Source organism: Rhodococcus ruber, assembly GCF_016804345.1.
Taxonomy (GTDB): Bacteria; Actinomycetota; Actinomycetes; order Mycobacteriales; family Mycobacteriaceae; genus Rhodococcus; species Rhodococcus ruber.
In genome coordinates this window covers 2,576,603-2,591,728 of sequence record NZ_CP044211.1, presented here as the reverse complement: position 1 = coordinate 2,591,728, position 15,126 = coordinate 2,576,603, and the positions used below count along the sequence as shown (strand labels likewise).

Annotated in this window: 15 protein-coding genes and 1 pseudogene; 6 read left to right on the top strand and 10 right to left on the bottom strand. The window is 71.2% G+C overall.

Going from position 1 to position 15,126, the window contains the following annotated elements:
- Positions 1-46 precede the first annotated feature (46 nt).
- Positions 47-1,018 carry a bifunctional riboflavin kinase/FAD synthetase gene (locus F1734_RS12150; protein ID WP_026137746.1) on the bottom strand — a complete coding sequence of 324 codons (972 nt, stop codon included), beginning with the start codon at positions 1,016-1,018 and terminating at the stop codon, positions 47-49.
- A gap of 96 nt (positions 1,019-1,114) precedes the next feature.
- Here F1734_RS12150 and F1734_RS12145 point away from each other — a divergent pair, with 96 nt between their 5' ends.
- Genes F1734_RS12145 through F1734_RS12130 form a run of 4 tightly spaced genes read left to right on the top strand, consistent with a single transcriptional unit; the run spans position 1,115 to position 4,385 of the window.
- On the top strand, positions 1,115-2,026 hold the full coding sequence (locus tag F1734_RS12145; RefSeq protein ID WP_072786447.1) for a metal ABC transporter substrate-binding protein: 912 nt from the start codon (positions 1,115-1,117) through the stop codon (positions 2,024-2,026).
- Positions 2,023-2,790 (top strand): metal ABC transporter ATP-binding protein, encoded by a 768-nt coding sequence (locus tag F1734_RS12140; RefSeq protein WP_010592695.1) that lies wholly within the window; start codon positions 2,023-2,025, stop codon positions 2,788-2,790. The genes F1734_RS12145 and F1734_RS12140 overlap by 4 nt, the downstream gene beginning before the upstream one ends.
- Positions 2,787-3,674 carry a metal ABC transporter permease gene (locus F1734_RS12135; RefSeq protein WP_010592696.1) on the top strand — a complete coding sequence of 296 codons (888 nt, stop codon included), beginning with the start codon at positions 2,787-2,789 and terminating at the stop codon, positions 3,672-3,674. Before F1734_RS12140 ends, F1734_RS12135 begins: the two co-directional genes overlap by 4 nt.
- 51 nt (positions 3,675-3,725) lie before the next feature.
- On the top strand, positions 3,726-4,385 hold the full coding sequence (locus F1734_RS12130) for a metal-dependent transcriptional regulator (protein ID WP_040271917.1): 660 nt from the start codon (positions 3,726-3,728) through the stop codon (positions 4,383-4,385).
- 42 nt (positions 4,386-4,427) lie between these two features.
- Here F1734_RS12130 and tnpA read toward each other — a convergent pair whose 3' ends face one another.
- Positions 4,428-4,898, bottom strand: a complete 471-nt coding sequence (gene tnpA / locus F1734_RS12125; RefSeq protein WP_017680694.1) for an IS200/IS605 family transposase — start codon at positions 4,896-4,898, stop codon at positions 4,428-4,430.
- Here tnpA and F1734_RS26265 point away from each other — a divergent pair.
- Positions 4,849-4,995: pseudogene (locus F1734_RS26265) on the top strand (helix-turn-helix domain-containing protein); the annotation flags it as partial. The gene tnpA and the pseudogene F1734_RS26265 sit on opposite strands and share 50 nt — an antisense overlap.
- A 313-nt stretch (positions 4,996-5,308) precedes the next feature.
- The gene (locus F1734_RS12120) at positions 5,309-6,118 is read left to right on the top strand and encodes an RNA-guided endonuclease InsQ/TnpB family protein (protein ID WP_064066489.1); all 810 of its coding nucleotides are present in this window, start codon (positions 5,309-5,311) and stop codon (positions 6,116-6,118) included.
- Between the two features lie 43 nt (positions 6,119-6,161).
- Here the strand turns inward: F1734_RS12120 and truB are convergent, their stop codons facing one another.
- From truB to infB, 8 genes are all read right to left on the bottom strand, one after another.
- Positions 6,162-7,079 (bottom strand): tRNA pseudouridine(55) synthase TruB, encoded by a 918-nt coding sequence (truB, locus tag F1734_RS12115; RefSeq protein ID WP_017680695.1) that lies wholly within the window; start codon positions 7,077-7,079, stop codon positions 6,162-6,164.
- Positions 7,080-7,110: 31 nt separating this feature from the next.
- A complete protein-coding gene (npt, locus tag F1734_RS12110; RefSeq protein ID WP_203011728.1) occupies positions 7,111-7,815 on the bottom strand; it encodes a 4'-phosphopantetheinyl transferase Npt in 705 nt (234 codons plus the stop codon).
- Positions 7,812-8,777: a metallophosphoesterase family protein gene (locus F1734_RS12105; RefSeq protein WP_017680696.1), complete on the bottom strand. Its 966-nt coding sequence runs from the start codon at positions 8,775-8,777 to the stop codon at positions 7,812-7,814. Before F1734_RS12105 ends, npt begins: the two co-directional genes overlap by 4 nt.
- Complete coding sequence (locus F1734_RS12100) at positions 8,774-10,192, bottom strand: MATE family efflux transporter (RefSeq protein WP_102030768.1); 1,419 nt, start codon at positions 10,190-10,192, stop codon at positions 8,774-8,776. Before F1734_RS12100 ends, F1734_RS12105 begins: the two co-directional genes overlap by 4 nt.
- A gap of 2 nt (positions 10,193-10,194) precedes the next feature.
- Positions 10,195-11,178, bottom strand: a complete 984-nt coding sequence (locus F1734_RS12095) for a DHH family phosphoesterase (protein WP_010592704.1) — start codon at positions 11,176-11,178, stop codon at positions 10,195-10,197.
- Positions 11,179-11,185: 7 nt separating this feature from the next.
- Positions 11,186-11,749 carry a 30S ribosome-binding factor RbfA gene (gene rbfA, locus F1734_RS12090; RefSeq protein WP_064066762.1) on the bottom strand — a complete coding sequence of 188 codons (564 nt, stop codon included), beginning with the start codon at positions 11,747-11,749 and terminating at the stop codon, positions 11,186-11,188.
- A gap of 59 nt (positions 11,750-11,808) precedes the next feature.
- Positions 11,809-12,099 (bottom strand): DUF503 domain-containing protein, encoded by a 291-nt coding sequence (locus F1734_RS12085; protein ID WP_003935690.1) that lies wholly within the window; start codon positions 12,097-12,099, stop codon positions 11,809-11,811.
- A 104-nt stretch (positions 12,100-12,203) separates the two neighbouring features.
- A complete protein-coding gene (gene infB / locus F1734_RS12080; RefSeq protein ID WP_082061257.1) occupies positions 12,204-15,104 on the bottom strand; it encodes a translation initiation factor IF-2 in 2,901 nt (966 codons plus the stop codon).
- Between the last annotated feature and the right edge of the window lie 22 nt (positions 15,105-15,126).

Sequence of the window (15,126 nt, the reverse complement as noted above, 5' to 3'; positions counted from 1 at the left end):
CGGGAATTGTCCCCGATCGGGGCGCGATCCCGGGCCGGAACGGCCCCTAGCCGCGAGCGCGCTCGAGCACTTCGCGTGCCCGCTCGGCGTCACGGTGCATCGCCGAGACGAGGGCCTCCACCGATTCGAACCGCTCCATCCCGCGCAGCCGCTCGACGAAGTCGACCGCGACGTGCTGGCCGTACAGGTCGGCCTCCTCGTCGAGGACGAACGCCTCGACCGTGCGGGTACGCCCGGAGAAGGTCGGGTTGGTGCCCACCGATACGGCCGCGAGGTACCGCTCCCCCGGGGTGACGGTGCCGAGTCCACCGCTACCCGGACCGAGGACGGTGAACCAGCACGCGTAGACGCCGTCCGCGGGAATGGCCGAGTACATGGGCGGCGCGACGTTCGCGGTGGGGAAGCCGAGATCGCGGCCCCGGCCGTCGCCGTGCACCACGACGCCCTCGACGCGGTGGGGGCGGCCCAGCGCGTCGGCCGCGGCGGCGACGTCGCCGGCGTCCACGCACGAGCGGATATAGGTGGACGAGAACGTCACCGCATGTTCGCTGAGCAGGGTCAGGCCCTGGACGGCGAAGCCGAAACGCTCGCCGATGGTGCGCAGCAGATCCACATTGCCGGCGGCCTTCTTGCCGAAGGTGAAGTTCTCGCCGACGACGACCTCGGCGACATGGAGCCGCTCGACGAGGATCTCGTGGGCGTACCGCTCGGGGGACAACTTCATGAACTCGGGCGTGAACGGCATGACGCAGAAGACGTCGATGCCGAGTTCCTCGGCCAGTTCGGCACGTCGCGCCAGGGTCGTGAGCTGCGCCGGGTGGCTGCCCGGCCGGACGACCTCCATCGGGTGCGGATCGAACGTCATCAGGGCGCTGGCCGTGCCGCGTTCCTTCGCCGACTTCACCGCCCGCGCGATCAGTTGCTGATGCCCGCGGTGCACACCGTCGAACACCCCGATCGTCAGGACACAACGACCCCAATCCGCAGGAATTTCGTCGAGACCTCGCCATCTCTGCACACGCTGCAGCCTACGACCCGGCGGCCGGGCGGTCATCTCCGGCTCGCCCGGAGCGCCTCATGGACAACTCCGCCAGTGTCCCGCCATAATTTCGGCATGCCGAACATTTTCGTTGGACTACGCAAAATCGTGGTGGTCGTCGCGGCCACGACGGTCCTGGCGGGCTGTGCCGCGGCGCAGAGTTCCGACGACGACCGGCCCCTGGTACTGACCACTTTCACCGTGCTCGCGGACATGGCCCGCAACGTCGCCGGGGAGCACCTGCGGGTCGAGTCGATCACCAAGGTCGGCGCCGAGGTCCACGGTTACGAACCCACCCCGGGCGACCTGCGTTACGCCTCCCGCGCCGACCTCGTCCTCGACAACGGCCTCGGCCTCGAGCGCTGGTTCGAGCAGTTCCTCGCCGATACCGACGCGGCCCACGCCGTGCTCAGCGACGGGGTTCCGCCGCTGCCGATCGGCGAGGACGCCTACGCGGGGCGGCACAACCCGCACGCGTGGATGTCCCCGTTGGCGGCCCAGACCTACGTCGACAACATCGCCGCCGCCTTCACCGACCTCGACCCCGAGCACGCCGCGGACTACGCCGCCAACGCCGCGGCGTACCGCACCGAACTACAGGCGCTGCACGAAGAACTCGTCGCCGATCTGGCCGTGCTGCCGCCGAACCACCGGGCGCTGGTCACCTGCGAGGGGGCCTTCAGCTACCTGGCCCGCGACGCCGGCCTGAGCGAGGCCTACCTGTGGGCGGTCAACGCCGACCAGCAGGGCACCCCGCAGCAGATCGCCCGCACCGTCGACTTCGTCCGGACCAACGCCGTGCCTGCCGTGTTCTGCGAGTCCACCGTCTCGGACAAGGCCCAGCGGCAGGTCGCCGAGGACACCGGAGCCCGGTTCGGCGGAACCCTGTATGTCGACTCGCTCTCCGAGCCGGACGGTCCCGTGCCCACCTACCTCGACCTGCTCCGGCACGACGTCCGCACCATCACCGAAGGGCTGCGTCCATGACCGCGACACCCACCCCCGCCCTGGCCGTCTCGCGGCTCAGCGTGCACTATCGCACCGTCACGGCGCTCGACGGCGTCGACCTGACGCTCATCCCCGGCCGGGTGTGCGGGCTCGTCGGTACCAACGGCTCGGGCAAGTCCACCCTCTTCAAGGCGATCATGGGCATCGTGCGACCGAGCACCGGCACCGTGTCCATCGGCGGGACCGACACCGTCACCGCCCGGAAGGCCGGTGCCGTCGCGTACGTGCCGCAGAGCGAGGCCGTCGACTGGGACTTCCCCATCAGCGTGGGCGAAGTCGTGATGACGGGCCGCTACGGCCGGCAGAACTGGCTGCGCCGGCCGCGGCCCGCCGACCACGCCGCCGTCCGGGCCGCGCTCGAACGCGTCGACATGGCCGGCTACGTGCAGCGGCAGATCGGCCAGCTCTCCGGGGGTCAGCGCAAGCGTGTCTTCGTCGCCCGTGCCATCGCCCAGGGCGCTCCCCTGCTCCTGCTCGACGAGCCGTTCGCCGGCGTGGACAAGCGCACCGAGGCTGCCCTGACGGAGGTGATCCGGGACCTTGCCGGTTCGGGGCACACGATCCTCGTCGCCACCCATGACCTCGCCGGACTGTCGCTGCTGTGCGACGAGGCCGCGCTGCTGCAGCGGCGCATCCTCGTCCACGGCGCCCCGGACGAGGTGCTGCGGCCGGAGAACCTCGCGCGCGCCTTCGGCGTCGACCCCCTGCTGCCGGCCCCCCACGTCGCCCAGGAGGCACGGTGAACCTCGTCGAACTGATCGTCGAACCTCTGCAGTACGGCTTCATGCAGCGCGCCCTCGTCGTCGCGGTGGCCGCCACGATCGTGTGTGCCCTGCTCAGCTGCTGGCTCGTACTCATCGGGTGGTCGCTGATGGGCGACGCCGTCTCCCATGCCGTGCTGCCCGGCGTGGTGCTGGCCTACCTGGTGGGAGCGCCGTTCGCGGTGGGCGCGCTGCTGTTCGCCGGGGCCGCCGTCGCTCTGATCGGGCTCGTCCGCAACACCACCAAGGTCAAGGAGGACGCCGCGATCGGCGTGGTCTTCACGACGTTGTTCGCCCTCGGTGTCGTGCTGATCTCGAAGAACCCGAGCCAGGTGGACCTGCACCATGTGCTGTTCGGCAACCTGCTGGGCCTGGCCACCGCGGACATGTGGCAGGTCACCGCGCTCGCAGTGGTGGTGCTCGTCGTGTTGATCGCCAAGCGCCGCGACCTGACCCTGTTCGCGTTCGACCGGGGGCAGGCCCACGCCCTCGGGATCTCCCCGGCCCGGCTGTCCGCGCTGCTGCTCGCGCTGCTGGCGGTCACCATCGTCGCCGCCATCCAGGCCGTCGGGGTCATCCTCGTCGTGGCGATGCTGATCATCCCCGGTGCGACGGCGTACCTGCTCACCGAACGGCTGTCGCGGATGCTGGTGCTCGCTCCCACCCTGGCTGCACTGACGTCGGCGACCGGCGTATACGTCAGCTACTACACCGATGCCTCCACCGGCGGCGTCGTCGTTCTGGCCCAAGCGGTCGTGTTCACGATGGCCTATCTGTTCTCGCCCCACCAGGGACTCGTCACCGGAGCCCTGCGACGGCGCACTCGGCTGCGCGAGCCGGATGATTCGACGGTGAGAGTTGCCTAAGCTGTCCCCGTGGGCGACAGGAGCGGGGCGACCGAGGTGGCGGCGACGGACATGCTGACGCCGGTCGCGCAGGACTATCTCAAGATCATCTGGACCGTCCGGGAATGGTCGGGTGAGAAGGTCTCGACGAAGCTGCTCGCCGAGAAGCTCGGAGTGTCGGCCTCGACCGTCTCCGAGGCCGTCCGCAAGCTCGCCGAGCAGGGTCTCGTCGACCACGCACGCTACGGCGCGATCTCGCTCACCGAGGCCGGGCGCGCGGCGGCCGTGGCCATGGTCCGCAAGCACCGCCTGCTCGAGACGTATCTGGTCCGGGAACTCGGCTACGGCTGGGACGAGGTGCACGACGAGGCCGAGGTGCTCGAGCACGCCGTCTCCGACCGGCTCGTCGCCGCGATCGACGCCAAGCTCGGCCATCCGGAACGGGACCCGCACGGAGATCCGATCCCGGCGGTCGACGGCACGATCCCCACGCCGCCGGCCCGCCAGCTCAGCGCGTTCGTCGACGGTGAGCACGGCCGGGTCGCCCGCATCTCCGACGCCGACCCGGCAATGCTGCGCTACTTCGACGACGTGGGCATCGCCCTCGACACCGACATCCGCGTCGTCGAACGCCGCGACTTCGCAGGCACCGTCGCGGTTCGCATCGGCGGCGACGCCGGCAGCACGGTCGACCTGGGACATCCCGCCGCCGACGCGATCTGGCTGGTGTAGGCGGCTCCGCCGCTACCGGGATGTGGGTCAGTGCGCCGCCGTTCACGGCGGTGGTGAAGGCCCGCGCGGGAAGGGCCGCCAGGGCCGAGCCGTGCCCTGGACCGGACGGTTCTGCTGCTCGATGTACTGGCGCACGATGCTCAGCGGCGCGCCGCCGACGGACCCGGCGAAGTAGGACCCGGACCACAGCCGTTGCGCGCGCCAGTAGTGCCGGACCAGCTCGGGGAACTCCTGGCGCAGACGACGGGAGGAGACGCCTTTCAGGCTGTTGACCAGCTTCGAGACGGCGACCTTGGGCGGGTAGTGGACCAGCAGGTGTACGTGGTCGGCCTCGCCGTGGAACTCGACCAGCTCGGCCTCGAAGTCCGTGCACACCGCGCGCATGATCTCTTCCATCCGGTTCAGGTGCCGGTCACCGAACACCTGGCGCCGGTACTTCGTGACGAAAACCAAGTGCACATGCATGAGGAACGTGCAGTGTCTGCCAGTGCGGATGTCGTCGTCATCGCCCATAAACCAATACGGTACAGTGGTCTGTGTGCAGCTCCGGTACGCCTACCGGCTCGACCCGACCCCGGCCCAGCGCCGAGTGTTGGCGCGGGTGTTCGGCTGCGCCCGGGTGGTGTTCAACGACGCCATCGCCGCTCGGCGGGCGGCGCACGAGGCGGGGGCGCCGTTCCCGACCGACGCGGCGCTGTCGAAGGCGCTGACCGCGGCGAAACGGACCCCGGAACGGGCATGGCTGGCCGAGGTGTCCGCCGTCGTCCTGCAACAGGCCCTCGCCGACGCCTGCGCCGCCTACCGGAACTTCTTCGCCTCCCTCGACGGCACCCGGAAGGGTCGCAAGCTCGGCGCGCCCCGGTTCCGGTCACGGACGGACCGGGCCCAGTCGATCCGGTTCACCAAGGCCGCCCGGTTTCCGGGTGCTCCCGAACGGGCGGCTGCGGCTGCCGGGGGTCGGGGACGTCCCGGTGCGCTGGTCGCGCGACCTGCCCTCGGCGCCGTCGAGCGTGACGGTGACGATGGACGCGGCCGGGCGGTACCACGCCTCGTTCGTCGTCGACGTCCCCGACCAGCCGTTGCCCCTCGTGCCGCACGAGGTGGGGATCGACCTGGGGCTGACACACTTCGCGGTACTGTCGGACGGCACGAAGGTCGACGCCCCCCGCCTCGCCCGCAAGGCGCAGGCCAAGCTGCGGACCGCGCAGAAGGAACTCGCCCGGCGGCAGAAGGGCTCGGCCCGCCGGGAGCGTGCGCGCCGAAAGGTGGCGCGCTGCCACGCCCGGGTCGGGAACACCCGCCGGGACTGGCTCCACAAGCTCTCCTCCACGATCGTCCGCGAGAACCAAGCGGTGTACGTGGAGGACCTCGCCGTGTCCGGGCTGGCCCGGACGAAGCTCGCCCGCTCGGTGCACGATGCCGGGTGGTCGACGTTCACGGCGATGCTCGAGTACAAGGCACGGCGGCACGGGCGCACCTTCGCCCGGGTCGACCGGTGGTTCCCCTCCACGCGGGCGTGCTCGGTGTGCGGGGCCATCGGGGAGGCCAAGCCCCTGCACGTCCGGTCGTGGACCTGCCCGTGTGGCGCGGTCCACGACCGAGATGTGAACGCCGCGAAGAACATCCTGGCCGCGGGACGCGCGGACAGCCCAACGCTCGTGGAGCCGGTGTCAGCCGGGACCCCGGTCCCGCACCCGGCCGTGAAGCGAGAACCCGCCGGGAGCACCGCATGAGCGGCGCAGACCGGAATCCCCGCTGTTCACGACGGGGAGGACGTCAAATGGTGGCCGGGCGCACGACGAACACCGCCGAGGCCCGCGTGCCCTTCTCCTGGAGCAGCGCCGCGGCGCGGCCGGACGGATCGATCGCCGCGTACACGCCGGGGATCCCCACCGGGTCCAGCCACCGGCCGTTCGCGAGCAGTGCCGCCTCCGCGGCGGTGACGTCCCGGCACGGGAACGCCGTCCGGATCGCGGCGTCGATGTCCAGGCTCACGGTCGGGTCGTCCTCGAGCTGGGCGAGCGTGCGAGCGTGCTCGAGCCCGAACGGGCCGACCCGGGTGCGGCGGAGCGCGGTCAGGTGCGCGCCGACACCCAGCGCGGACCCCAGGTCGCGGGCGAGCGCCCGGATGTAGGTGCCCGACGAGCACTCCACCTCGACGTCGAGGTCGACGAAACACCCGCGGTCCGCGCGCACCTCACGCCGGGCGAGTACCGCGAAACGGGAGACCGTGACCGGGCGGGCCGCCAGCTCGACGGCCTCCCCGTCGCGCATCCGGGCGTAGGCACGCTTGCCGTCCACCTTGATCGCGCTGACGCTGGCGGGCACCTGGGAGATGTCCCCCGTGAGCGCGGCGACGGCCGTAGCGATCGCCTCGTCCGTGACCGCGGCGGCGTCGGTGGTCGCGAGCACCTCGCCGTCGGCGTCGTCGGTGACGGTGCTCTGGCCGAGCCGGATCGTCGCCGCGTACGCCTTGGTGGTGAGGGCGAGCAGACCGAGGATCTTCGTCGCGCGCTCCACCCCGAGGACGAGCACGCCCGTCGCCATCGGATCCAGGGTGCCGGCGTGACCGACCTTGCGAGTGCCGAGCAGTCGCCGGCAGCGGGCCACCACGTCGTGGCTCGTCATGCCCGCGTCCTTGTCGACGACGAGCAGACCGGCACGGGTGAGGGCGGGGTTCTCGGAGGCAGACACGGGGCCCGATTCTGCCACGTCGACTGCGACGTCAGCGCACGACGATCGCCGTGAGCATCAGCCCGTCGGCGATCAGCCACCGCCCGTCGAACGCGGCCAGGGGGGCACCCGTCCGGGTGTCTCCGGGGACGAGCAGGTCGGAGCGAAACGTGCCCGACGCGACTGCGCCCGGTGCGGCCGCGCCGTCGCGCTCGAACGTGATGTGGGCGTCCTCGAAGCCGAGCCAGCGTCCGGTGAGCGGGAACCACGCCTTGTAGGTGGCCTCCTTGGCGCAGAAGAGCAGGCGGTCCCAGTGCAGACTCGGATCGGTGCCCGCGAGCCAGGTGCGCTCCTGGGGCAGGGAGACCGCTTCGAGCACCCCGTCGGGGAGAGGTCCGTGCGGCTCGGCGTCGATCCCCAGCGACCGCACCTGCAACGCATAGGCCAGAACAGCTCCGCGGTATCCGTCGCAGTGGGTGAGGCTGCCGACCACCCCTCGCGGCCAGACCGGTGCCCCTTTGTCGCCCTTGAGCACCGGGCCGGGTTCCATCCCGAGCTGCCGCATGGCCAGCCGGGCGCAGTGCCGTGCCCCGGCGAACTCCCGCCGGCGCTTGTCCACCGCGCGGGCGACCAGCGGCTCTTCCTGCGGGTGCGGTCGCAGACCGGGCGGGTCCTCGAACAACTCCGCGGCGGCGATCCCGTCGGGCAGGATCCGGCTGATCAGCCCGGTGCGGGTCGCGGTGGTCGGGTCGGTCATCGCAACTCCCCTTCGCGCCCCGCGCGCATGCTCTGTGCAGTGCGCCCTGCACGCATCTTCTCGACTTCGGCTTCCATCTCGGGCGTGACCCGGAAGTGTCCGCCCCATTTGTTCAACGATCCCGGCGGGTACTCCGGCACGGGCAGGATCTGGCGTAACAGTCGATCCGGCAGGCCCCGGCGCTGCCATTCCCGCGGATAGCCGAGAGAGACCTCCTCGAAGCGGACACCGTCGTAGTACGTGGTACGCGGGATGTGCAGGTGCCCGTACACGGCGCAGAGGGCGCGGTAGCGCAGGTGCCAGTCGGCGGTCTCGGTCGTGCCGCACCACAGGGAGAACTCCGGATAGAACAACATCCGGGTGGGCTCGCGCACCAGCGGGAAGTGGTTGATCAGCACCGTCGGCAGCGATGGATCGAGGGCGTCGAGACGCTTGCGGGTCTCGTCGAGCCGTACGCGGCACCACACGTCCCGAGTGACGTACGGGTCGGGCGCGAGCAGGAATTCGTCGGTGGCGACGACGTTGCGTTCACGGGCCAGCGCCAGGCCCTCGGCCTTCGTCGCGGTGCCCTCGGGAAGGAAGGAGTAGTCGTAGAGCAGGAACATCGGCACGAGCGTCACCGGTCCGCCCTCGCCGTGCCACACGGGGTACGGGTCCTCCGGGGTGAGCACGTCGAGTTCGCGGCACATCGTCACCAGGTAGTCGTACCGGGCGGCGCCGTGCATCTGAACCGGGTCCTTGGCGGTGGTCCACAGTTCGTGGTTGCCGGGAACCCAGATCACCTTCGCGAAACGGCTGCGCAGCAGCGACAGTGCCCAGCGGATGTCGTCGGACTTCTCGGCGACGTCGCCGGCGACGATCAGCCAGTCGTCCGGCGATTCCGGGTACAGATCCTCGGTGACGGGGCGATTGCCTCGATGCCCGACGTGGATGTCGCTGACCGCCCACAGTTTCCCCGTCACCGGCTCTCCTTCTTCGTCTCGTCGCGCGCCGTCTCGTGCGGGGGCCGAGCCTGCCGGTCCGCACCGGTCACCGCCCACCGCCCCGACCGCGTCCGCCACACGACGGCCACCATCCGGAACACGATGAACACCGTAAGCCCAGTCCAGATACCCGCGAGACCCCAGTCCCACACGAGCGAACACCACACGAGGGGCAGGAATCCGAACAGTGCGGACGCGAGCGTGGCGGTGCGGAGGAAGGCGGCGTCGCCGGCGCCGAGCAGCACGCCGTCGAGCGCGAACACGACACCGGCGACGGGTAGGAGCGCGACGAAGAACCACCAGGCGACGTCGATCTGCTCGAGCACCCCGGGATCGCTGGTGAACAGCGCCGGAATCGCGTCGCCGCCCCCGAGGAACACCAGCGCCAGGCCGGTGGCGAACACCGTGGACCACGCGGTGATCCGCCACGCCAGGCGCTTCGCATCGGAGCGGGCTCCTCCCCCCAGGGCCGCGCCCACCAGCGCCTGGGCGGCGACGGCGAGCGAGTCGAGGGTGAGCGAGACGAAGTTCCACAACTGCAGCACCACCTGGTGTGCTGCGACGGCGGCCGCCCCGAACCGGGCGGCGACCGCGGCCGCGGACAGGAAGCACGCCTGGAAGGCCAGGCTGCGGGCGATCAGGTCGCGGCCGAGCCGCACCTGCGCGGCGATCACCGTCCGTTGTGGTCGTAGCGGCACACCGGACCGGAGCAGTGCCCCGACGAACAGCGCTGCGGACACACTCTGGCCGGCGACGTTGGCGACGGCGGAGCCGACGAGTTCCCAGCGGGGGGCTCCGGCCAGGCCGTGCACGAGCAGCGGGCACAGCACCGCCGAGAGCGCGAGCCCGGCGAGCACGTACCGCAGGGGGCGGGCGGTGTCCTGCACACCGCGCATCCAGCCGTTGCCGGCGAGGCCGACGAGGATCAGCGGTGCGCCGAACAGGGCGACGCGCAGCCACGACACCGCGGCCTCGGCGATCTGCTCGTCGCCGGCGATCAGCGCGGCCACCGGTTCGGCCAGGAGCTGGCCGACGATCAGGATCGCCGTCCCGACGGCGAGTGCGAGCCAGGTGGCCTGCACCCCCTCGGCGACGGCGGCGTCCCGCCGTCCGGCGCCGTGGAATCTGGCGGCCCGGGCGGTGGTGCCGTAGGACAGGAAGGTCAACTGGGTGCTGACCTGGGCGAGGACGAGGCCGCCGATGGCCAGTCCGGCCAAGGCCAGGGCGCCGAGCCGGCCGACGACGGCGATGTCGAACAGAAGGTACAGGGGTTCGGCGGCGAGTACTCCGAGTGCCGGCACCGCGAGCCCGAAGATGCGTCCTGCGGTGGCCTCGGGGACGAGGTGGGACGCGGCGTCCGGTTCCGGGCCGGCGGTGTCCTGCGGCGCCGGCATCGTCAGTCCAGTGCCGCGCGCAGTGCCGCGACGACCAGGTCGCGGTCGCCGTACGCGGTGTAGCCGGATGCGAACCGGTGCCCGCCTCCCCCGAGCGCGGCGGCGGTCGCGGAAACGTCGATGTGCCGCTTCGATCGCAGCGACACCGTCCACACGTCCGGCCCGCACTCCTTGAATACGGCGGCGACCTCCGCCTCTGCCGTCGTTCGAACGATGTCGATGACGCTCTCGATCTCCTCGGCTCCCAGATGCGCGGAGTCCGCGCGGCGCACTGTCGCGTGGACGAGTCCGCGACCGCCGGCGGCATCGGGGACGAGCGTCGCCGAGGCGAGCACCATCGACAGCATGGGCAGCCACCCGAACGGGTGGGTGTCGAGAAGCCGGCGGGTGATCGCGGCGCCGTCGATCCCGGTCGCCAGCAGCCGTTCCGCGAGGCGGTGCGAGCCCGCACGCCCCCAGCGGAACGATCCGGTGTCGGTGACCAGCCCCGCGTACAGACAGTGGGCGAGGTCCGCGTCGATCTGCACGCCCCACTCGTCGAACAGATCGGCGAGCACGGCGGTGGTGGATTCGGCGGCCTCGTCGATCAGATTGTGGGTGCCGAACCGCGTGTTGGAGCGGTGGTGGTCGATCACCAGGATGCGCTTCGCTCCGGCCAGGCGGCCCGCGAGTTGCCCGAGTCGGCCGACCGTGCCGCAGTCCACGGTGACGAGGAGATCCACCTCGTGACGGACCTGCCCGGCGGGCACCCGTAGGTGACCGCCGGGCAGGTCGCGCATCGAGGCCGGAACGGCAGCCGGAGACGCGAATGCCACCTGCACCGGAGTGCCACGCCGCTCGAGCACCGTGCCGAGGGCCAGGCCGGAGGCGAAGGTGTCGGCGTCGGGCTGGACATGGCAGAGGATCGTCACCGACGTCGCGTCCTCGAGGAGCGCGACGGCGTCGCGGAGATCGACCGCCGGGGCGGCCTGCGTCGATTCGGCCATCGGTGCGCTACAGATCGTCACCGTCGTCGGGACGCGACAGATCGTCACCGTCGTCGGGACGCGACAGATCGTCACCGTCGTCGGGACGCGACAGATCGTCACCGTCGTCGGGACGCGACAGATCGTCACCGTCGGGACGGGTCCGGGGCTCCTTGTATGGGTCGGGCTCGCCGGCGGGTGCGGCTCCCTCCCGGGCCTTGGCCAGCTCCTCGTCGGCAGCCCGTGCGCGCTCGAGAAGTTCCTCCATGTGCCGGGCGGTGTCCGGCACGGTGTCGGTGACGAAGGTCAGCGTGGGGGTGAATCGCACTCCGGTTCCCGCTCCGACCTTCGAGCGCAGCACACCCTTGGCCTTCTCCAGGCCGGCGGCAGCCGCGGCCAGGTCGGGTTCGGCGTCCAGATTCTCGCCGCGGACCGTGTAGTAGACGGTGGCGTCGTGCAGATCGGCGGTGACCTTCGCGTCGGTCACCGTGACGAACGCCAGCCTCGGATCCTTGATCTCGTGATCGATGGCCGTGGCGACGATCGTGGCGATGCGCTTGGCCAGTCGGCGTGCCCGTGCTGGATCGGCCATGTCAGTCGGTTCCTCTCCCCGGCCGCCGACGGCGACCACATGTTGTTCGACCGGTCCGGTCAGTCCTCCGGACCGAAAATTCTTCGCCGCACGGAGAGCAGCTGCAACTCCGGGCGTTCGGCGACGAGCCGCTCGCACGTGTCGAGCACCTCGTTGAGGTACGGCACCGCGGACGCGGCCACCGCCACCCCGATCTCGGCGCGGCGGTAGAGGTCCTGGTCACCGGTCTCGGCGGCACTGACCGTCATCCGCCGCAGCTCGGCGAGCACAGGACGGATCACGGACCGCTTCTGCTTGAGCGAGCGCACGTCGCCGAGCAGAACGTCCAGTTCCAGAGCCCCGAGATACATCCGTCCTCCGATGTCGTGCGGTGCCGATCTCCGGCACGCCGACGGCGGCGGGCGATCATCTCGCCCACCGCCGCCGACGAGACCGTCGGGTGTATCCGGCCGCGTCAGTCGCGCGGCTTCTCGCGCAGCTCGTACGCCTCGATCACGTCACCGATCTTGATGTCGGAGTAGGTGACCGTCAGACCGCACTCGAAGCCTTCCCGCACCTCGGTCACATCGTCCTTCTCGCGCCGCAGCGAGGAGATGGTGACCGTCTCGGCGACGACGTTGTTGTCGCGGAGCAGACGGGCCTTCGCGTTGCGCTTGACGATGCCGGACTGGACCATGCAGCCCGCGATGTTGCCGACCTTGGACGACTTGAAGATCGCCCGGATCTCGGCGCGGCCGAGCTCGACCTCCTCGTAGATGGGCTTGAGCATGCCCTTGAGCGCCTTCTCCACCTCGTCGATCGCCTGGTAGATGATCGAGTAGTAGCGGATGTCGACACCCTCGCGGTTGGCGAGCTCGGTGGCCTTGCCCTCCGCGCGGACGTTGAAGCCGATGATCACAGCGTTGGACGCGGCAGCCAGGTTGACGTTGGTCTCGGTCACACCACCGACACCGCGGTCGATGACTCGCAGCCGCACCTCGTCCCCGACCTCGATACCCATGAGGGCCTCCTCGAGGGCTTCGACCGTACCGGCGTTGTCGCCCTTGAGGATGAGGTTGAGCTCGTTGTGCTCCTTGAGCGCGGCATCGAGGTCCTCGAGGCTGATCCGCTTGCGGCTCTTGGCGGCCAGCGCGTTGCGCTTGCGCGCATTGCGGCGGTCCGCGATCTGCCGTGCGATGCGGTCCTCCTCGACGACGACGAGGTTGTCACCGGCGCCGGGCACCGACGTGAAGCCGATGACCTGGACCGGCCGCGAGGGCGACGCCTCGAGGACGTCGTCGCCGTGCTCGTCCACCATGCGGCGGACCCGGCCGTACGCGTCACCCGCGACGATCGAGTCGCCGACCCGCAGCGTGCCGCGCTGGACCAGGACGGTGGCCACGGGGCCGCGGCCACGGTCGAGGTGCGCCTCGATCGCGACGCCCTGCGCCTCCATGTCCGGGTTGGCCCGCAGATCGAGGGACGCGTCCGCGGTGAGCAGCACGGCCTCGAGCAGCTGGTCGATGTTCAGGCCCTGCTTCGCCGAGATGTCGACGAACATGGTGTCGCCGCCGTACTCCTCGGTGACCAGGCCGTATTCGGTGAGCTGCTGGCGGATCTTCTGAGGGTTCGCACCCTCCTTGTCGATCTTGTTCACCGCGACCACGATCGGCACGTCCGCAGCCTGAGCGTGGTTGATCGCCTCCACCGTCTGCGGCATGACGCCGTCGTCGGCCGCGACCACGAGGATCGCGATGTCGGTCGACTTCGCGCCACGGGCACGCATGGCGGTGAACGCCTCGTGACCCGGGGTGTCGATGAAGGTGATCAGCCGGTCTTCGCCGTTGAGGTGGGTCATCACCTGGTAGGCACCGATGTGCTGGGTGATGCCGCCGGCCTCGCCCTCGCGGACGTTGGCCTTGCGGATCGTGTCGAGCAGGCGGGTCTTGCCGTGGTCGACGTGACCCATGACGGTCACCACCGGCGGGCGCTGCACGAGGTCTTCCTCGGTGCCCTCGTCCTCGCCGTAGGTGATGTCGAACGACTCGAGCAGCTCGCGGTCCTCGTCCTCGGGGCTGACGACCTGAACGTTGTAGTTCATCTCGGAGCCGAGCAGCTCGAGAGTCTCGTCGTTCACCGACTGAGTGGCCGTGACCATCTCACCGAGGTTGAACAGCGCCTGCACGAGGGCCGACGGGTTCGCGTCGATCTTCTCCGCGAAGTCGGACAGGGACGCCCCGCGAGCGAGACGGATGGTCTCGCCGTTGCCGCGCGGCAGCCGCACACCGCCGACCGACGGTGCCTGCATCGAATCGTATTCCTGCCGCTTCTGCCGCTTCGACTTGCGGCCACGGCGCGGAGCGCCACCGGGACGGCCGAAGGCACCCGCGGTGCCACCGCGGCCACCGCGACCGGCACCACCGCCGCCACCACCGGGGCGACCGCGGAATCCACCGGGAGCGCCGGCACCGGTGCCGGCACCCGGAGCGCCGCCACCACCACCGCGGTAACCGCCGCCACCGCCGGCCGGACGCCCGCCGGGGGCACCGGGCCGACCGGGACGACCGGTCGGGGCGGGACGTGCAGCACGCTGCGGCATCGCGCCCGGGTTCGGACGCGGGGGCATCGATCCCGGGGACGGCCGGGGGCCACCCTGACCGGGGGCCGGACGGGGACCGCCGGGACCGGCCGCGGGGCGACCCTGACCGGGGGCCGGACGGGGACCGCCGGGACCGGCCGCGGGGCGACCCTGACCGGGGGCCGGACGGGCACCACCGGGACCGCCAGCGGGGCGACCCTGACCGGGAACCGGACGCGGGGCGCCCGGACGCGGCGCAGGACGCTCCGCGGGGGCGGACGAGTACGGGTTGTTGCCGACGCGCGGCGGCTTGGGACCGGGACGGGGACCGCCCGGCTTGGGACCGGGGCTCGGCGTCTGCGGGGCCGGCGCCTGCGGGGCCGGTGCCTGCGGCGCGGCCTGCGCGGCCGGGGCCTCCGGGGTGGCCGGCTTCGGGGCGGCCGGGCGCGGAGCGCCGGGCTTGGGGCCGGACGCGGCGGGACGCGCCGCCGGAGCCGGGCTGGGCGCCGGGGCGGCGGCTTCCGGCTGCGGGGCCGGGGCGGGTGCCGGTGCGGCCTGGGCGGGCGCAGCCGGACGGGGACCGGGGCGCGGCGCCCCGGGCTTGGGGGCCGCCGACGGGGCTGCGCCGTCGCCGTTCGCCTTCGCGAAGGACTCGCGCAGTCGGCGCGCCACCGGCGGCTCGACTGTCGAGGACGCCGACTTCACGAATTCGCCCTGTTCCTTCAAACGGGCGAGAAGTTCCTTACTGGTGACACCGAGTTCCTTGGCCAACTCGTGTACACGGGCCTTGCCTGCCACTGCTCTCCTCACTGATGAGGTC

Excerpts from the sequence above, each read along its gene's own strand:
- F1734_RS12140 (WP_010592695.1), top strand. The coding sequence starts at position 2,023 with ATGACCGCGACACCCACCCCCGCCCTGGCCGTCTCGCGGCTCAGCGTG.
- F1734_RS12095 (WP_010592704.1), bottom strand. The coding sequence starts at position 11,178 with ATGGCCGAATCGACGCAGGCCGCCCCGGCGGTCGATCTCCGCGACGCC.
- F1734_RS12085 (WP_003935690.1), bottom strand. The coding sequence starts at position 12,099 with ATGTATCTCGGGGCTCTGGAACTGGACGTTCTGCTCGGCGACGTGCGC.
- F1734_RS12100 (WP_102030768.1), bottom strand. The coding sequence starts at position 10,192 with ATGCCGGCGCCGCAGGACACCGCCGGCCCGGAACCGGACGCCGCGTCC.
- rbfA (WP_064066762.1), bottom strand. The coding sequence starts at position 11,749 with ATGGCCGATCCAGCACGGGCACGCCGACTGGCCAAGCGCATCGCCACG.
- npt (WP_203011728.1), bottom strand. The coding sequence starts at position 7,815 with ATGACCGACCCGACCACCGCGACCCGCACCGGGCTGATCAGCCGGATC.
- F1734_RS12130 (WP_040271917.1), top strand. The coding sequence starts at position 3,726 with ATGCTGACGCCGGTCGCGCAGGACTATCTCAAGATCATCTGGACCGTC.
- F1734_RS12145 (WP_072786447.1), top strand. The coding sequence starts at position 1,115 with ATGCCGAACATTTTCGTTGGACTACGCAAAATCGTGGTGGTCGTCGCG.
- tnpA (WP_017680694.1), bottom strand. The coding sequence starts at position 4,898 with ATGGGCGATGACGACGACATCCGCACTGGCAGACACTGCACGTTCCTC.